This is a genomic window from Mycobacterium sp. 48b (assembly GCF_048282725.1).
GTDB lineage: Bacteria > Actinomycetota > Actinomycetes > Mycobacteriales > Mycobacteriaceae > Mycobacterium.
The window spans coordinates 6,312,899-6,331,812 of sequence record NZ_JBLVUL010000001.1 but is presented as its reverse complement, the minus strand read 5'-3'; the positions used below and the strand labels follow the sequence as shown (position 1 = coordinate 6,331,812).

Here is an 18,914-nt window from a genome sequence, read left to right as displayed (position 1 = left end):
GCCGCTCACCATCTGACTGTTTGCTGTTCTCAACGGCGATGTGCCGCAGTAGTTTTTGCAGCACCTCAGCCGCGAACCTGTGCGCAGCTTCGCCGGGGTCAGTTGATGGGCACATTGTTGTTCACCCAAGGCGGGGTCCAAGTCCAATTTGGTCCGATTTCCACCACTCCGCTCCCTCCTGCAAGGGGATACATCGTGATCAATCCTTTCTGGCCCCTGTCCGGAATATCAGCATTTGCATTGGTATTCACGACAATTCTCATCGTGACGCTTTCTCCGGTGTCGTCGCAACTGACCCAACCCAGGGGGCCGGACGTGCAGTGAGCCCTGTTGATCGGAACGTCGTACACCAGTGTTCCACCATCGTTCTTCACCGGCCGACTGTGGGAAATGAGGTCTTTGAAGACGTTGGGGTTGACTACGCCATGCCTCCAGTACACCTTGTCCCACCCGAAGCCCTTTTTTGTCACCGCATCGTAGTATCCGCGTCGCATTACGACGTGGTTGCCGTCTAGGTCAGTTGCTTCGGCGATCACATCATTGATCGGATATGGGGGAGAAGGTGCCGGTGATTCTTTGAGGTCCAACGCATGGACGGTCCCATCGTTCGGTGCCTCTGAGAACCGGACGGTCTTGAGCGGGGAGAGGGCAGCAGTGATCTTGCCGGCGGCGATGTTGTCGGCGGCCGCGAGGTTCTGTGCCTGTGTGCGGATGTTGGTGGCGAATTCAACCGCTTTCACTTGGCGGACTTCCCAACCGCGCATAAGAGGCGTCCAGGAGCGGTCGGTAACCGAAAGATCCTCCCCAATAGTGAAACCCGCCTGCTCGGCCTCAACGATGGCATCCAATGCGCGTTGCCTGGCCCAGCGAATATCGTCGGCTCCGTTGCGTGCCGACATCGCGGCGTTGTGGAGGCAGTCGCCCACGCCGCGTACTTTGACCAGGTCAGACCACGCCCGATCCTGCGCGGCATCAGCACCCGTCCCCTCCCATACGGTGCCGCCGGGGGAAAGAGTTGCCGTGTGCAGTGTCGTGAAGTGCTCTTCCCACCGTTGTGCGGTTGCCGACCAGTGGCTGTCGGCAGACTCCAAGTGCCTGACATCCCAGTCTGCGATCTGCGAGCGACTGGGGATGTGTGCACCGGTCGCGTTAGCCATGTCAGGCCTCGACTGACTGACCGGTCGCGGCGATCCTGTTCGCAGCTCCATCATCAGTGCTGGTGTACGAGGTGGCCGCCGTCCGCAACTTCTTGGCGGTCTCTGTCACTCGCGAGGCGAGCACCGCGGCGGTGACTTCGACGAGACTGGAGCCCTGCTGGACCGCCGTTGTGGTGGCTTGACGAGGTAGCCCACCTGATGACGGATTGATGCTGCCCGTCAGTGCTGCCGCAGTGGCATCGCATTGGTCTGCGAGTGCGTGCAAGCCCTCGGCGCTGACCTTGACCTGGTCCCCCATGTCGGCCAACTATATCTGCAGGTCGAGGTGGTCTCGTGCACCAAATTGGCTAGCTGTCGACATCCCGTCCGGGAACATTTGATAGTCGAACTTGTCGACTCTTGACGAGAAGACACGGGGTCCTTTTACGACGTTTGTCTTGACGCCCATCCTTACCGGTCCCTCCCGCCAGTCGGCCCCTCGCGCTAACCTCCGGGCGTGGATGCCGGACTCTACGAATCCCTGCTTACGGAGCGACTTAACACTGCTCTGGCCGAGCGGCCTGACCTACAGCCAGACTTCAGCACTGTCGACGACGCTGAACAGGCGATCACGATCGCGCGGCATCTGACGCCACTGATCGAACGGCAGCTGAAGGCAGCAGGTAGTCCCGAGGCGCGAGCGGAGCTGCTGCGCAACATTATCGCGGTGCTTGGCGATGCCAATGCACAGCAAGAAGTGTTGTATCAGGACGATCCTGCGAAGATCCGTCGCCTGGACGCGGTGAGCGCGAAAACCCTCGGAGCGCTTCAGCTTCCGCGTCCAGCGACGCCGCTGTCTGACGCCGCGCTGATGACGAACGCCCGCAACGAGCCGACGCTGGCGGCAGAGTTGCGGGCCGAGCTGGGCAGCGCCGACCACGTGGACCTGCTGTGCGCATTTGTGAAGTGGCAGGGTCTGCGCCTGCTGGAACGCGAACTCATCGAACTGCGTGAACGCGGCGTGCCGCTGCGGGTCATCACCACCACCTACTTGGGGGCCACGGACGCCCGCGCCCTCGACGCGTTGGTCAACGACTTCGGCGCGGAAATACGGGTCAACTATGAGACTGACCGAACCCGGTTGCACGCGAAGGCATGGCTGTTGCGCCGCAACACCGGATTCCACACCGCCTATGTCGGCTCATCCAACCTCTCGCATGCCGCGCTCGTCGACGGCCTCGAATGGAACGTGCGGCTCTCAGCGATCTCCACCCCACACCTCTTGGACAAGTTTCGTGCAACGTTCGACTCGTACTGGGAGAATCGCGAATTCGAGCTCTATCGCCCCGCTGAAGATTCAGAGAAGCTCAGGCTGGCGTTGGAGGTGGCCTCCGGTAAAAAGCAGCGGGATCCGCTGGCAGTGACGCTGTCCGGGCTGGAAGTAACCGCCAAGCCGTATCAAGCCGAGCTCCTCGAACAACTGGACGCCGAACGCGTGCTGCATGATCGCCATCGCAACCTGATCGTGGCCGCCACCGGTACTGGAAAGACCGTGATCGCCGCCCTGGACTACCGCCGGCTCGTCCGAGAAGTTCACGGTCGTGACCTCACGCTGCTGTTTGTGGCACACCGCAAGGAGATCCTGCAGCAGGCGCGTCGGATGTATCAGGAGGTACTCACCGACCCGCTGTTCGGTGAGTTGCTGGTCGACGGCGATCAACCGACCCGCTGGCGCCACGTGTTCGCCAGCATTCAATCCCTCACCGCGGACCGGCTTTCCAGCATTGAGTCCAACCACTTCGACATCGTGGTGATTGACGAGTTCCACCATGCCCAGGCCGCGTCCTACCGCCGACTGCTGGCCCACATCGCGCCGATGGAACTGCTCGGACTCACGGCGACCCCGGAACGTGGTGACGGTATCGACGTGCGGGCATTCTTCGGCGGACGAGTGGCTGCTGAACTGCGGCTGTGGGATGCGCTTGAGCAGAACCTGCTGTGCCCATTCCACTACTTCGGCATCCACGACGGCACCGACTTGGAAACGCTGCAGTGGAAGCGCGGCGGCTACGACCTGGCAGAGCTGAACGAGATTTACACCGGCAACGACGCCAGGACGCGCATCGTGCTTGATCAGCTCCAGGACAAAGTCGCCGATGTCGGAGCGATGCGGGCGCTCGGCTTCTGCGTGAGCGTCGAGCATGCCCGATATATGGCCGACCAGTTTGTCGCTGCCGGCATCCCGGCCCGAGCCATCGTTGGACTCGACGATTCTGTCGAGCGGCGCACGGCTCTGACAGCGCTCCGCAATCGCGACGTCAACGTGCTGTTCACGGTCGACCTGTTCAATGAGGGCCTCGACATCCCGCTGGTCGACACCGTGCTGTTCCTGCGGCCCACCGAGAGCGCGACCGTGTTCCTGCAGCAGCTAGGGCGCGGCCTGCGGCTTGCTCCCGGCAAGACTGTGTTGACGGCGCTCGACTTCGTGGGCCACCAGCGTAAAGAGTTCCGGTTCGATCAGCGGTTCCGTGCGTTGACTGGGCTGGGCCGCAAGCAGCTGGAAAAGCAAGTCAAGGAAGGGTTTCCGTTCCTGCCGTCGGGTAGCCAGATCGTGCTCGACTCGGTGGCCCGGGAGCTGGTGTTGGAGAACGTGCGCCAGCAGGTCTCTCCGAAGAAGGCTGTGTTGGTGTCCGAGATTCGGGCGCATTCCGACGACCGACTGGCGTCGTATCTGGACGAGTCGGGCCGCGGGCTCGAAGATATTCTGCGGACCGACCGGTCGTGGACCACGCTGTGCCGAGACGCCGGGAAGCTGAGGAAGCAGCTCGGGCCCCGCGAGGCCGACCTGGTCAAACGAGTGAAGGCCTTGGCGCACGTGGATGACCAACGTCGCTGGAAGGCCTACAGCGCGTTCCTGCAGGATTACCAAGCTGAGAACGGCGTCGCCGAGGCCCGGTTGGCGGCCATGCTGTTCTACTCGTTGTTTCCCAACGGTGGTGGGTTCGGCAGTGTCGCAGAAGGACTCGGCTTTCTTCGCGGTGAGGCGGTAGCTTGGGAGATGCGCCAGGTTATCGATATCGCGTTCGATGCTGCCCATCGCAGCACCTACGGACTGTGGAATATGGGTGACGAATTCGTGGACGTGCCCCTAGCGCTGCACGCCAGCTATTCGCGGGAGGAGATCCTGGCAGGGCTGGGCTTCGCATCTCAGAAGCGGACGCCGAGCACGATGAGGGAGGGCGTCGCGTGGTGCCCGGAAGTCAACGCTGACGTGTTCCTCATCACGCTGAAAAAATCCGATACCGACTACTCACCGACCACTATGTACCGGGACTTCGCGCTGAGCCCGGAACTGTTCCACTGGGAGTCACAGTCCATGACCTCGGCGACGTCACCGACCGGGCGGCGGTACATCCACCACCGTGAGCGCGGGTCCCACATTCTGCTGTTCGTGCGCGAGACGAAGACCAATGCGTTCGGTGCATCGCCGTACATCTTCTTGGGCCCAGCGGACTACGTCTCGCACGAGGGCGAGCGGCCGATGGCAATCACCTGGCGTTTGCGTCAGGCAATGCCGATGGAGGTGTACCTAAGGGCGCGGGCTGCGGTGGCGTGATAGTGAGACTGGTCTGCGCAGTGAACCTGGTTGATATGTACCGGGTTCACTCCATCAGACTGTCCGGTAGGTCGATCGTCAAGGCTGACCTGCTCGAGTGGCATCGGTCCGCTCGCGAACGGTACGAGGTCCCCCGCATGGGTCCGCTCGATCCCACGCTGTGGTAATGGCGTCGTCATTACCGAATGCAGATGTCTGCCCGCAACAGGGAACAACCACACCCTGGTCGCACATCCAGTCGAGCCTGCGGAAAATCCGGTTGTTTCAGCGCCTGAATGAAAGCGTGCGGTTAGCCGGTCTCGATATACTCTGCCAAGTTTCGATGGCGCACACGGCCGAGCTCGGCTTCGGCAGCGAAGGATGTCGGGTGGGGTTCGATCTGTCTGATCTTGCAGGGCTGCTCAATATGGGCCCGCCTGTCGGCGAGGCGTGGTTCGCGCAGACCGAATCGATCGTCGGCTTCGCTCCGCAGAAGCCCAGCGCCAAAAGGCCGATCATCCTCCGCCACTGGCCGGGTTCCGGCGCGATCGCCTACGTATTCGCCCGCACGTCCAGCCTCGATCGCGTCGAAGTTCTCAACCCTGGGCACAACCATCGCGACGAATGGCCCAAATGCTGGCTCGGTGACGACGGCAGCATCGTGGTCTCGCGACCACTGCCCGTTCCGAAGGATGCCCTCGACGAGGCGCATCGGCTATGCAGCGACGATGACAACAGCACCATCGACGCAGTGATGAAGGCGCGATGGCAGACGAAGTAGACGCCGGCGACCTGCTGGAGGAACTCGACCTTGGCGATGTGAGCACTGGCGACCTGACGGCCTTGATCGAGGAGTACGAGCGCAGCGGTATCGGTTCGCGCTGGCTCCAAGAGATTAAGACGGCCGCATCGCGTGTTACCCGGCGATACAGCCCCCCGGTCTACGCGCGTAGTGCCACATGGGATGACGAGGCGATCAACGACCTGGTACAAGACGTCGTCGAACGCATGATGGCAAAGGGCCAGGCTGAGTACATCTGTGATGTCGCAAACGACTTCGGCCACGCCCGGGCGCTGATATACCGCCAGGTGAGAATGACGCTGATCGATCGCAGGCAGAGGACTGCGGTCGATAACTTGTTCGATCGAGCCGTCGATCGCCTAGGGGAGCCACCCTTTGAGCAGGTGACGATGAAGCCACGATCTTGGCGGATCGCTGGCCACAGTCTCGAGGCCACGCCTTACACACAACGGCTCACGGCATCTCTCGCGGCGCTACCGCGCCTTCCTGGTAATGGAACCGAAAGAGCCAGCCCGATCTGGACGGCGGAGACCCTGAGCGACGCTCTGGTCCTAATCTGTAACGCCGTTTGCGAGGTCGAGGAACTCGAACTTCGAAAGATTCTGGACGAATCGTTGACAGTCTTCGCAACAGCGGAGGTTGTCTCTGATGAGGCCGGGACTGAAGACAGATCCGGCGAACTCAACCCCGGTGATCTAGTCATGGCTAACGAACTCACAGAGCGACTTGTAGCAGCGCTGACGTCTGAGGAGGCGACGGTGCTCGCTGGCAAGTGGATTGGCGATTCTGACGGAGAAATCGCACACCGCCTCGGTGTCAGCCGGCCCACCGCAGCGAAGTACAAGGCGTCCGCATTCACGAAAATTCGTGACGAACTCACCTCGCACAGTGAAGCCGTGCTCGGGTACATCTTGGGGCGTCTGCAGTCCGCTGTAATCGCCAAGGTAGGAGGAGGTGCACCATGACCGATGTCGAAATCGGTGTTATCTACCGGGCCTTGGCGATGGACCGAGATACCCCGGCCGCGTTGGTGCTTGTAACAGATTTCGATGAGACGACGCAGTCTCTCGGAGTGACACTGCTCAGCCCCGACGTCGAGTTCGGCTCAAGCACCGACCTCGTCCTATCCGGCGAAGAGATCGGCCGCACCTACGACCTCCTCGCTGAGTCCGACATTTTCGGTTACGTGTGGGTGGTCCAGCTCGACCGGCGCATTGGGCGAGTCGGCGCGGAGGTTCTGGAGGCTCTCGCCGCGCTGCGCGAGGACGACGCGGTAGATCGTCCGGTTGCCGGCCCACCAGTTGTTGACCGCAGCGATCCTCGGTGGAACTTCAAACTCCAAGAGCTAAAGAGGCTTCAGAGCGTAACCGCAGACTGCACTCGCGAAATGATCGATGGCGGGCGGATTGCGTCTATCGACCCGAACGCGCTTCGCGCTCCCTCCACAGAAGCGGAAGTCGCAGCATTTGAGGAGTTCGTGGTCGAAGTCGTCGAAGGAGTGGGTCGCGGGGCAGCCCGAGTCCCCGGTTGGCTCGTAGATATCGCCTTGGACCATGAACTCGTCGCCGCCTACCGTGCGGTCGGCCTCTACAACTCGCTACGGCTCCTGTGGAGACTTGCCGACCTCACGGACGTAGCGCCCACAACTCAATCCGCCAACTCACCGCTGGAGCACTGCCAGGTTCTACAAGTGGAGATGGCGTCCGATTCTGGACATTCGAGTCTGCGGCTCCTGGGCCGGTCAACCGACATTCGAGGTCCGATTGAGGCGCGCCCCGCCCACACTCGCGATGGACGCCTCGTCCAGATAATCCTTGTTTCCGCCAGCGCGCGCGTCACCCAGTACCGAGAGGTCTACGCATGAGTAATCCGCTGATCGAGCGCCGCTTGCCCTCCGTGATGCGCCGGGGCATCACCCTTCGCCGCTGGCGTCTCCAGAACTTCAAATCAGTTCGAAACGCCGAGGTCGAGCTTCGCCCACTGACCGTCGTCGTTGGAGCGAACAGCGCGGGCAAGAGCACACTGCTCCAGAGCATCCGCGCCGCTAGCCAGGCGACAGGAACAACGGGTTACCTCTATCCGCTCAATGGCCGCGGGGTCCGTCTCGGCACCGTCGCCGAAGTAAAGTACCGGGGCCCCGGCAGCGACGAAGAACCGCTAATCATCGGCGCCGATTTCGAGATTCAAGCTCCGCGAGGCACATATCAGGAGGGCAAGTGGCTCGCCCCCAGACAGACAGCGCCAGTGCTGGCAACTCTGTCCTGGGAGGTCAAGCTTGGCGAATCGACGCAACAGAAGGGTGTCGCCAAGATCGAGCGGCTCAATGTCGACCTCAAGCCTAACGACCTTGACACGCTTCCCATTAACGCCCCGCGTGTGGACAGAGCGTGGGTACTTGCCATCGCGGATGACGACGCCGAAGAGCTCGTTCCGCTCGACGAAGACGATGATGCGCGTTCCATCCCGCACTACTTTTCGGGACAGTTCGCCGGTGCCAATGGAAACCTGCTAGAAGTCGTCGACATCCTCGTCACTGGTGGCTTTCCGCTCGACGCCTCGGTGATGCGCCCACGCGCAGAAGTCCTGTTCGAGGCTTGGCGCGATATGCTCCTCCGACGATCGATCCGAGAGCGCGACGAGATCGAACCTGACCTCTTCACCGAGGCCAAAGCAATTGAGGAAGTTGGCCGTGTTCTGCTCTCGGTGCATGCCGCGGTGGCCCACGCGAAGGCTGAGTACGCGGACGCTGTGCGCGTCGAGCTCAGTTCCAAGGCTCCTGAGACACGCGCCAAGATCGACCTCAACATAGCGTCGTCCGAGACATTCAGCGATGCGGTTGTCGACGAGCTGACCAAGGGTGGAATTCAAGGGGAAGTCCCGTTCCCTCACCGCCTGGACGACCTGGGCAGGGCGTCGAATCTCGCGTCCGCTTATCTGAGCACGAGTATCCGGTACCTCGGCCCGCTCCGCGACGAACCCCGGGCCTCATATCCAGACTCTCCTGAAGGCGACGACACCTATGTCGGACCGAAGGGTGAATTCACGGCGTCCGTACTGCAACGACACGGTGGCCGGAAAGTCAGCATCCCGACTCCGCAGCCTGACGGAACGATCAAGCCCTCCCGTCGTCCAATCCAGCTCATCACGGCCGTCAACCGATGGGCCGAATACCTCGATATTGGTGAGAGCTTCTCGGTTTCGGACCAAGGCCGCTTCGGGATCCAAATGCAGGTACGGCAAAAAGATGTCGACGGAGAACTCGACTTAACCAGTGTGGGTACCGGCGTCAGCCAGTTATTGCCGGTCATAGTTATGTGCGTGCAGGCACCTGTCGGCGCGTTGCTCCTGATCGAACAACCTGAATTGCATCTCAATCCACGGGTGCAACAGCGCCTTACTGACTTCCTATTGACGATCGCTCAAAGCGGACGGCACCTCATCGTCGAGACCCACAGTGAGTACATGATTTCGCGATTGCGACGGCATGTTGCTGAGCATTTCGATGATGCCCTTCAGGACACGATTGGTATCTACTTTGCGAAGCGCGTTAACGGCGCGACCACCTACGACCTCGTGGAGACGAACGAGTACGGCGGGATCGAGGAGTGGCCAGAGAACTTCTTCGACCAGGCCACCGAGGAAGAACACGCGATCCTTTCGGCGGCAATCAAAAAGCGCCGCGCCAAGGCTGCCCAGACGGAATAGACAGCAGCACTTTACATCGGCGCCACCTAGCCGGATTGGTCTTGGTGTCCGGTCGAGAATCCACGACAACGACGCAGATAGGGAGACGCCGAATGGCACGAGCCGCACGCAAGGTCGATACCAAGACCCTGGAGCAAAAGCTCTGGGATGCTGCCGACGCCTTGCGCGGCAACCAGGAGCCGAGCGAATACAAGCACGTTGTGCTTGGCTTGGTGTTCCTCAAGTACATCTCCGACCGATTCGAGGGTCGCCGCAAGGAGATTGAGGCCGAACTTGCAGCCGAAGGGCTGAAGCCCGAGCAAATCGAGCGTCTCGTCGAGGACCGCGACGAGTACACCAGCCACTCTGTCTTCTGGGTTCCCGCCGCTGCTCGGTGGGGCATCATTCAGAAGTCCGCCAAGCAGCCTGAGATCGGCGAATCCATCGACAATGCGATGGATCTCATCGAGCGTGAAAACCCGAAGCTGCGTGGCGTGCTGCCGCGCAATTACGGTCGCGAGGATCTCGACAAGGGTCGCCTCGGCCAGCTCGTTGACATCATCGGCTCCATCGGATTCACCCAGAGCGACGACCACGGCTCTGATGATGTGCTCGGTCGTGTATACGAGTATTTTCTCGGCCAGTTTGCCGGCAAGGAGACCGGCAAGGATGCGGGAGCGTTCTACACGCCGCGCTCCGTGGTCAAGACTTTGGTCGAGATGCTCGAGCCATACCATGGCCGCGTCTACGACCCCGCATGCGGATCGGGAGGCATGTTCGTTCAGTCCGCCGAGTTCGTGAAGGCGCATGGCGGCAAACGCAACGACATCTCGGTGTACGGCCAGGAATTCACCGCAACTACCTGGAAGCTCGCGAAGATGAACCTCGCCCTGCGTGGTATCGACGCGGACCTGGGCGACAAGTCTGCTGACTCCTTCACACAGGATCTGCATCCCGACCTACGGGCCGACTTCGTCCTCGCGAACCCTCCGTTCAATGTGAGCGAATGGTGGAACGCCAAGCTTGCAGATGACCCGCGCTGGAAGTACGGCACGCCACCTGAGGGGAACGCTAACTTCGCCTGGGTGCAGCATTTCATCCATCACCTGAGTCCACGCGGCAACGCTGGGTTCGTGCTCGCCAACGGGTCGCTCAGCTCTAAGACGGGTGGCGAAGGTGACATCCGGCGCAAACTCGTCGAGGCCGACCTCGTCGACTGCATCGTGGCAATGCCCGACAGGCTCTTCTTCAACACGGGCATTTCAGTGAGCCTCTGGTTCGTCAGCAGGGCCCGCGGCGGTAACGCACAGCACCGCGTACGCAAGGGCGAGGTGCTGTTCATCGACGCCCGAAGACTCGGAGGAATGATCAACCGCCGCCTACGAGAGCTGTCGGATGACGACATCGGGCAAATCGCGGATGCCTACCACTCATGGCGGAATCGCGATGGCAGCTACCAGGACGAACCCGGCTTCGCAAAGGCGGCCAGCCTCGACGAGATCAAGAAGCACGACTTCGTCCTGACCCCCGGGCGCTACGTCGGCACCGAAGTAGCCGAGGAAGACGATGAGCCAACATCCGACAAGATTGGGCGACTGACCAACGAGCTATTCGCCGAGTTCGATCGAGGACGAAAGCTTGAGGATGTGGTGCGCGGGCACCTAGGAGGACTACGTCTATGACACTGCCTTCTGGCTGGTCCCGCAAACCTTTGTCCGAGTTCATACTGCTCCAACGTGGCTTTGATCTTCCGAGTCGCCTCCGAGTGCCAGGGCCGTGCAAAGTGCTCTCGTCCGGGGTGGTCAGCGGTTGGCACAATGAAGCTCCCGTCAAAGGTCCCGGGTTTGTTATCGGGCGAGCAACCAACCTCGGCAGACCGACTTGGTCAGACGAAGACTTCTGGCCACTAAATACAGTCCTGTACGCGAAAGACTTCCTCGGCAACCATCCAAAATTCGCGTACTACTGGTTTTTGACAACGGACCTGAGTGCGTACAATTCTGGCAGCGTTCAGCCAATGCTCAATCGAAACTACATCGCCAACATTCCCGTTGACGTCCCCCCGGTTGATGAGCAGCGTGTCATCGCCGCGACGCTCGGAGCGATCGACGAAAAGATTGAGTCCAACCAGCGCCAGCGTGGTCTGTTGCGAAAGCTGGGAGCTGCGCGACTTTTTGGTGCCGTCGCTGAGGGGGGCGTTGAGCGTCCGCTCCGGTCCGTGACAATGAGTATCGCTCGTGGAGCTGCGCCCAGGTACGCCGACAACGAGATTTCGGCACCACTCGTGCTGAACCAGAAGTGCATCCGCGACGGCTGGGTGTCATTGGCGCCGGCACGGCGCACACAGAACCGAGTTGTCGCGCCCGCAAAGAAGGCGTCGGGCGGAGACATCCTGGTGAACTCGACTGGGGTCGGCACTCTCGGGCGAGTTGCTCGATGGCACGAGGGCTCTGTCTTTGTCGACAGTCATGTCTCAGTGGTCAAGCCAGAGCTCGCGGAGGTTGGTCCCACGGTGCTGGCATACGCGATGCTTGTGCGCGTGCCCGAGATCGAGGCACTGGGCGAAGGGAGTACGGGCCAAACTGAACTCAGTCCTACCCGACTCGGCGAACTTCAGGTGCTCCTGCCGGACGCCGCGAAGATGGCTGTCCTTGAGGTCGAGTTGCTCGCCATCGAACGCCATGCCGACCACCTAGCTATTGAGAATGATCGTCTGGCCGCGGTGCGCGATGCGCTCCTTCCGGAGCTGTTGTCGGGCCGGATTCGGGTTCCGATAGAGGAGGCGCCGTGAGCAATATCGACTCCGAGTGGGCCATCAACGCGTTACAGGAGCTCGTACGAGCAACCGACCAAGTCGGATACAACAACCGTCCGGGGAGCGGTGTCGTAATGCTGGGAACTCACCAGCGGTCTGCCGACTCTGAGGTCGCGGAACTTGCGCACGTCGAGCAGGTCCTCGATCGCGTGTTACCGAAGTGGCGCCATGCCGACGACCGGACCGCAGAGGTACGGAAGAAAGCTCGCTGGAACCACCTGCGCGACTGGGCCGGACGTGGCATCGCAGCCCTGCGGCGTGAGCAAGAGCTGCGCGAGAAGCTGGGCAACGATGCGCCGCAGTTCTCGGCGGGTCAACTACATCCATGGGTGTGGAGCGGCGCTCGGTCGCTGTGGCAGTCGGGGCACTACCGTTCCGCCGTCGAAGACGCTGCCAAAAAGCTCAACGCCGACACACAGAACAAGTTCAGGCGTCGCGATATCAGCGAGACCGATTTGTTCAAGCAGGCGTTCAGCCTCGATGCCCCGGCCCACGGGAAGCCACGGCTGCGGCGCAAGGAGCCTGACGACACCGACACCTACAAGTCGGTCCAGCGCGGTGCCTGGGCACTGGCAGAAGATAGCTACGCCGGGATTCGCAACCCGTTCAACCACGAAGACCCTAGGGACATTGACGAGCAGACCGCGCTGGAATACCTTGCTGCGCTGAGCGTACTCGCCCGGTGGGTAGGCGACGCGGAGGTAGAAACAGCACCGTGAGCAACTTCAACGAATCCGTCGTCGAACAGGCCGCTCTGGAGTGGCTCGCCGACCTCGGCTACCAGACTCTCCACGGTCCTAGTATCTCGCCTGGCGGCGTTGGCCCACAACTGCGCGACTCGTTCGCCGACGTCGTGCTCATCGACCGCCTGCTACCCACGGTTCGCGGGCTGAACGCTGGCGTCGATAACACAGTCATCGACCAGGCCATCAAGCGGCTCCTCCGCCCGGAATCCCAGAACCCGATCGATGAGAACTACCGAATCCACCAGTTCCTCATTGGCGGAGTGCCGGTCGAGCATCGTGGGGCCGACGGTCAGACGCGTACCGTCCGCGTGAGGTTGCTCGACTTCGAGAATCCCGACATGAACGACTGGGTGGCGGTCAACCAGTACACAGTGACGAAAGACGGAAAGAACCGTCGCCCGGACGTCGTCATCTTCGTGAACGGCATGCCGCTAGCCCTCTTCGAGCTGAAGAATCCCGCCGAAGAGAACGCGGATATGAAGGGTGCCTGGAACCAACTGCAGACGTACCGCCACGACATCGCGCCGATCTTTGACTTCAACGCGGTCACCGTCATCTCCGACGGAGTGCCTAGCGCCGCCATGAGTTCGTTCACGGGCGCGTTCGAGCACTACGCGCCGTGGAAGACCATCGACGGCCGAGACGTCGTCACCGCCCGGCCCTCCCTCGAAGTGCTCATCCGAGGCGTATTCGAGCCGAAGCGATTCCTCGACGTCCTCCGTAACTTCGTGGTTTTCAGCGACGAGACGATCACTGACAAGGCCACCGGTCAGCCGATGCGTTCTCTCGTGAAGCGGGTCGCGAAGTACCACCAGTACTGGGCGGTCAACACCGCGGTCGAGTCAACTGTGAAGGCCGCCAGCCCCGAGGGCGACAAACGCGGTGGTGTGGTCTGGCATACCCAAGGGTCGGGTAAGAGCTTCGAGATGGTGTTCTACGCCGCGAAGATAATGCGCGATCCGCGTATGGAGAACCCGACCCTCGTCTTCATCACCGACCGCAACGACCTCGATGACCAGCTCTTCGGCGAGACCTTCTCGCCCGCAACGATCCTCCCCGAAAAGCCGGTACAGGCAGAGGACCGCACGCATCTGCGCGAGCTGCTCCAGCGCGCCTCCGGCGGCATCATCTTCACGACGCTGCAGAAGTTCGCACCCGAGGCGCGCGGCGACACCAACCCTGTGCTTACCGACCGCCGCAACGTCATCGTCGTCGCCGACGAGGCGCACCGCTCGCAGTATGGCTTCGGCGAGACCCTTGACTCTGAGGGGCGGCTCAAGGCCGGCCTCGCCAAACACATGCGGGACGCGCTCCCCGGTGCAACCTGCCTGGGCTTCACTGGAACGCCGATCGAGACCGCCGACAAGTCCACGCAGGCTGTGTTCGGGGATTACATCGACATTTACGACCTTACCCGCGCCGTCGAGGATGGTGCGACCGTCAAGATCTTCTACGAACCCAGGCTCGTCAAGGTTGGGCTGAGCGAAGCGATCTCCGGCGAACTCGATGGCCTTGCCGACGAGATCACCGAGCAGGTCGAAGCGACCGCAGCAACGGCGGCCAAGTCTCGCTGGGCTCGGCTCGAAGCGATCGTCGGTGCGGACGAGCGTCTCGACCTGGTCGCGCATGAGATCGTCGAGCACTGGGAGAAGCGGCGAGAATCCCTCGTCGGTAAGGGCATGATCGTTGCCATGAGCCGCCGTATCGCGGTCAAGCTTTACGAGAAAATCGTCGCTCTACGACCCGAGTGGCACACAGACGACCATCGCACAGGCAAGATCAAGGTTGTTATGACCGGGTCCGCATCCGATCCGCAGGAGTTCCAGCCGCATCTACACGACAAGTCCACCCGGAAGGAAATCCAGCTCCGGGCAAAGAATCCCGACGACGAGCTGGAACTCGTGATCGTGCGCGACATGTGGCTCACCGGCTTCGACGCGCCCGCGATGCACACGATGTACGTCGACAAGACGATGCAGGGTGCGGGCCTGATGCAGGCCATTGCGCGCGTCAACCGGACCTTCCGCGACAAACCAGGCGGCCTGATTGTTGACCTGATCGGGGTCTACTCCAGCCTGCAAGAGGCGCTTAAGGTGTACTCGCCGTCGGACCGTGACCAAGCGGGCGTACCCATCGACGAGATGGTCGCCGTCATGCTCGAAAAGCATGACATCGTGACGTCACTTCTACACGGAGTGGCGTTCGACTCGTCCCCAGGGCTGACAGCGTCGGAGAGGCTAGCGCAGTACGCGAAGGTACTCGATTTTGTGATGGCCGATCCTGATCGTACTAAGCGCTACAACGACCAAGTGCTCGCTCTCGCAAAGACATACGCGCTGTGTGGGGCGCGGGACGAAGCAGCCGCGATCCGCGACGACGTGCGTCTGTTTGTCGATGTGCGTGCCGCGATCCTGAAGATTCTCGACCCTGGTTCCGGTCGCAGCGGATCGGGCGCGGTAGACCTGGATACCGCTATCGGGCAGCTTGTAAACGAAGCGGTGCTGGGCGACAAGGTTATCGACATTTACCAGCTCGCCGGCGTCGAGACACCCGAGCTGTCGATCATCTCCGATGAGTTCCTCGATGGCCTTGCGCACAAGGACAAGCCGAATCTCCAGATCGGTCTCCTACGTCGGCTTCTCGACGACCGGATCAAGACGGTCAAGCGGAGCAACGTCGTGCAAACCCGGAAATTCTCCGAGATGCTCGACGACGCCGTCAACCGGTACAACAACCGGTCGCTCACCTCGGCGCAGATCATCGCCGAACTTGTGACACTTGCAAAGCAGATGCGTGACGACATGAATCGACACGCCGCCCTTGGCCTTCGCGAGGACGAGATCGCCTTCTACGACGCCGTCGCTCAAAATGATTCGGCTGTAATGGAACTCGGAGACGAGACCCTGAAAGCTATCGCCCGCGACCTTGTGCGAACCATCCGCGACAACTGGACGATCGACTGGGACGTCAAGGAGAGCGTGCGTGCAAGGATGCGGGCAGCAGTCCGCCGCATCTTGGTTCGCTATGACTACCCGCCTGATGCTGAACTTGAGGCCATCGAGTTGGTCATCGAGCAGGCTGAGATGTTCGCCGATAACGATGAGGAATTCTCGCTCTGAGTTTTACATCCTCCCGGTCACGCCAGATTGAAATGAGTGACACAGGAAGGAGGTAGCCAATGAACGAGATCAAATGCCCGCACTGCGGGACAGTGTTCACCATCGACGAGGCAGATTACGCCAGCCTCGTGCAGCAGGTTCGCACAGCGGAGTTCGAGAAGGAACTGCACGTGCGGCTTGCTGAGGCCGAGAAGGCCAAGAAGGCCGAGATCAAGCTCGCCGAGGCGAAGGTCGCTCAGCAAGCGCATGAGGCTGCCGCAAAACAGGACGCTGAGATTCAGCGGCTAATGACCGAAGTTGAAGGGGCCGGCACCGCGCGGGCCCTGGCGATTGCGACGGCCGCTGAGGAGGCCCAGAAAGCACTCGGCAACAAGGATTCTCAGATCGAGCGTCTGAAGGCTGAGCTGGAAGGCGCGGACACCGCCCAGGCTCTGGCGATCGCGAAGGTGGGCGAGGAGGCCCAGAAGACCGCTGTCGAGAAGGATTCGGAGATCCAGCGGCTCAAGGCCGAACTCGATAAGGCAGCCACAACCCAGGAGCTCGCCCTCGAGAAGGCCGTCTCGGCAGTGCAGCACAAGCTCGCCCAGACCGAGAACAAGCTCGCTCTGCAGGAGGCTGAGCAGAAGGTCACCGAGGCAGCGCTCAAGGAGAGCCACTCCATGGAGATTGCCCTCAAAGATGATCTCATCGAACGTCTCAAGGACCTGAAGGCCAAGCTTTCCGTGAAGCTGCTCGGCGAGGACCTCGAGCAGCACTGCGAGACCGAGTTCAACCGGGTACGGGCGCTCGCGTTCCCGAACGCCGAATTCGCCAAGGACAACGACGCATCCGGCGGAGCCAAGGGTGACTTCGTTTTCCGGGACTTCAACGATGATGGGGTCGAGTACATCTCGATCATGTTCGAAATGAAGAACGAGGCGGACGGCTCGTCGAACAAGAAGAAAAACGCCGACTTCTTCGCCAAGCTCGACAAAGACCGGCGGGAAAAGGACTGCGAGTACGCCGTACTCGTGTCCATGCTCGAAGAAGGCTCCGAGCTGTACACCGGAATCACCGACGTCTCACACGAGTACCCGAAGATGTTCGTCGTACGGCCGCAATTCTTCCTCGCCATGGTCGCCCTGCTGCGCAATGCTGCCCAGGAGACCATCGTCGTCAAGGCCGAGTTGGAGCAGGTGAAGAAGCAGAACATCGACATCACCAACTTTGAGGCCGAGCTCGATGGATTCAAGTCGGCTTTCGGCAGGAACTACGACCTCGCGAAGCGAAAATTCGATGCGGCCATCAAAGATATCGACACCGCTATCGACCGCCTCCAGAAGGTAAAGGACGCTCTCCTCGGCTCCGAGAACAACCTGCGCCTCGCCAACGACAAGGCGACCGCGCTCAGTGTCAAGAAGCTCACCCGGGGTAACGAGACGATGCAGGCCAAGTTCGCCGAACTCGAACCGCCGCAAGAGTCTGGGGCCGCCTGACCAACCTGTTTGAGGACCCCCTTGGCCTTCACTCAACGAATCCCGCAGGTTTGCTCGTTGAAATTGTTCGTCCGTTGAGCGGTGGTCAATATGGTGAGGACGAGACACGACCAGGCGTTGTTCGTCAGCGGGTTCTGACATTCCGGTCGGTTCGCACCTGCGGACATTCATCAGACCGCTGGAGGCTCCGATGGCCACCGTGCGGATGGCTTGCGGGCAACAATGCTTGCGACCATCACGGCCTGTCAACCGCCTCGCCGACGGCGCAGTCCTTGAACCTCGGCTACTCGACGGACACCGTGACATGGCCTTCCGAAACGTTGCCCCGAAACGTCTACCACGCCGCCTCGGCGCATGCTTTCATATTCGTTAATTATCTCGTACGCAGGTCCCATTGTTCTGAGCTGTACAGCGCTGCATGGTGGGCACCAGACCATGAAGTGGCGGGTGTGAGTCATGGACCCTGTTGATCATCATTCACTTGTCGGGCAGGTGCTGCCGATGCTTGCCCGGGGCCTGTCACCGTTCGTCACAACGGTCCTGGCACCGCTGGTTCCGGCCGGCGGTGACCGGGCAGAGCTAATCCGCAAGAAGGACGCTGCAGATGGACCGGCGGTGTTGAGCGCGAGGAAATCAAACGGGAAGCCCTGACGCTCTTGGGCGGCAAACGAGTTACTCAGGCTATCGGTGCGCGGCTGGAAGCGGCGCTGCAACGGGCCCTGGACGTGGGCGTGCTCAAACTGTCGCCAGCCGGCGTGGTCGTCATTCCATGACTGAAATGAGTTACCGATGACGTACGTTCACGATGATCAAGCTTGTCAGGAAGCTGCGGAATATCCGCTGGCGGACCATCACGTTGAAAAATTACGGGGGCTCGTCACTGCTAAGCGAGATGAGCTTGGCGAAGGTGGGGTGCGAGCTCATCGCGTCGGCTACAACCCAGGAAGTTGGGCTGGGCTGTTACCTGATCGACTGGCTGAGAATGATCGTGTATCCCGTGGCGACGTGTTCGACATGGCCCAAACCGGCAATTTGACGGATGTTTTCACTGCATCTTATGTGTGGGGCACAGGGAAGATTGGTTATGGTCCGCATCGATACCGGGACATTGTCGAGTCGACCGCTGGACGCCTTGGCCTGCTGCTGAGCCGGGCGGCTGAAGCGGCCTCTGAGGACGTCATTGCCGGTTACACCATGTTCTACGGTGGTGAAGACCCAGAGCGCCGCGCCGTCGCCAATCTTGAACCCTGGTCCAGGATCAAAGGATTCGGACCAGCGTTCTTTACTAAGTTCCTGTACTTCACTACTCCTGGAGCGCTGATCCTGGACAACGTACTCGCCCGCAAGGTCGCCGCACTCAGTGGAATGCCACGCCTGGTGGGTGATGGTGGCAGGTCGCGAGCATGGAGCCCGTATCGGTACGCCGTTTATCTGCACTGGATGTGTCAAGCGGGTACGGCGTTGGATTGCTCTGCGGAAGAGCTTGAACTGACGTTGTTCACTGCGCCAGTGACATTTTCCGCTAGTCATTAATCAGGTGGC

General features: G+C 61.0%; 13 protein-coding genes. 11 read left to right on the top strand and 2 right to left on the bottom strand.

Translation table 11 applies throughout. The features are described from left to right. Positions 1 to 98 precede the first annotated feature (98 nt). Together ACNQR1_RS30950 and ACNQR1_RS30945 are read right to left on the bottom strand one after the other, a co-directional pair. The gene (locus ACNQR1_RS30950; protein WP_418049358.1) at positions 99 to 1,157 is read right to left on the bottom strand and encodes a hypothetical protein; all 1,059 of its coding nucleotides are present in this window, start codon (positions 1,155 to 1,157) and stop codon (positions 99 to 101) included. A gap of 1 nt (position 1,158) precedes the next feature. Then, on the bottom strand, positions 1,159 to 1,455 hold the full coding sequence (locus ACNQR1_RS30945; protein ID WP_418049357.1) for a type VII secretion target: 297 nt from the start codon (positions 1,453 to 1,455) through the stop codon (positions 1,159 to 1,161). 198 nt (positions 1,456 to 1,653) lie between these two features. Between ACNQR1_RS30945 and ACNQR1_RS30940 the strand changes: the two genes are divergently transcribed. From ACNQR1_RS30940 to ACNQR1_RS30890, 11 genes are all read left to right on the top strand, one after another. Continuing rightward, positions 1,654 to 4,752, top strand: coding sequence for a DUF3427 domain-containing protein (locus tag ACNQR1_RS30940; RefSeq protein WP_418049356.1), 3,099 nt, complete (start codon positions 1,654 to 1,656; stop codon positions 4,750 to 4,752). 166 nt (positions 4,753 to 4,918) lie between these two features. Then, on the top strand, positions 4,919 to 5,512 hold the full coding sequence (locus tag ACNQR1_RS30935) for a hypothetical protein (protein ID WP_418049355.1): 594 nt from the start codon (positions 4,919 to 4,921) through the stop codon (positions 5,510 to 5,512). Continuing rightward, positions 5,497 to 6,498: a hypothetical protein gene (locus tag ACNQR1_RS30930; protein WP_418049354.1), complete on the top strand. Its 1,002-nt coding sequence runs from the start codon at positions 5,497 to 5,499 to the stop codon at positions 6,496 to 6,498. The genes ACNQR1_RS30935 and ACNQR1_RS30930 overlap by 16 nt, the downstream gene beginning before the upstream one ends. Beyond that, positions 6,495 to 7,397, top strand: a complete 903-nt coding sequence (locus ACNQR1_RS30925; protein ID WP_418049353.1) for a hypothetical protein — start codon at positions 6,495 to 6,497, stop codon at positions 7,395 to 7,397. The genes ACNQR1_RS30930 and ACNQR1_RS30925 overlap by 4 nt, the downstream gene beginning before the upstream one ends. Beyond that, positions 7,394 to 9,238, top strand: a complete 1,845-nt coding sequence (locus ACNQR1_RS30920; RefSeq protein WP_418049352.1) for a DUF3696 domain-containing protein — start codon at positions 7,394 to 7,396, stop codon at positions 9,236 to 9,238. Before ACNQR1_RS30925 ends, ACNQR1_RS30920 begins: the two co-directional genes overlap by 4 nt. Positions 9,239 to 9,330: 92 nt before the next feature. Continuing rightward, positions 9,331 to 10,899, top strand: a complete 1,569-nt coding sequence (locus ACNQR1_RS30915) for a type I restriction-modification system subunit M (RefSeq protein ID WP_418049351.1) — start codon at positions 9,331 to 9,333, stop codon at positions 10,897 to 10,899. Between the two features lie 116 nt (positions 10,900 to 11,015). Continuing rightward, complete coding sequence (locus ACNQR1_RS30910) at positions 11,016 to 12,008, top strand: restriction endonuclease subunit S (protein ID WP_418049350.1); 993 nt, start codon at positions 11,016 to 11,018, stop codon at positions 12,006 to 12,008. Continuing rightward, entirely contained in the window at positions 12,005 to 12,751 is a 747-nt protein-coding gene (locus ACNQR1_RS30905; RefSeq protein WP_418049349.1) for a TIGR02391 family protein, read from the top strand. Before ACNQR1_RS30910 ends, ACNQR1_RS30905 begins: the two co-directional genes overlap by 4 nt. Continuing rightward, complete coding sequence (locus ACNQR1_RS30900; protein WP_418049348.1) at positions 12,748 to 15,897, top strand: type I restriction endonuclease subunit R; 3,150 nt, start codon at positions 12,748 to 12,750, stop codon at positions 15,895 to 15,897. The genes ACNQR1_RS30905 and ACNQR1_RS30900 overlap by 4 nt, the downstream gene beginning before the upstream one ends. 92 nt (positions 15,898 to 15,989) lie before the next feature. Beyond that, the gene (locus ACNQR1_RS30895; protein WP_418049347.1) at positions 15,990 to 17,372 is read left to right on the top strand and encodes a DUF2130 domain-containing protein; all 1,383 of its coding nucleotides are present in this window, start codon (positions 15,990 to 15,992) and stop codon (positions 17,370 to 17,372) included. Between the two features lie 789 nt (positions 17,373 to 18,161). Then, positions 18,162 to 18,905 (top strand): hypothetical protein, encoded by a 744-nt coding sequence (locus ACNQR1_RS30890; protein ID WP_418049346.1) that lies wholly within the window; start codon positions 18,162 to 18,164, stop codon positions 18,903 to 18,905. Positions 18,906 to 18,914 lie beyond the last annotated feature (9 nt).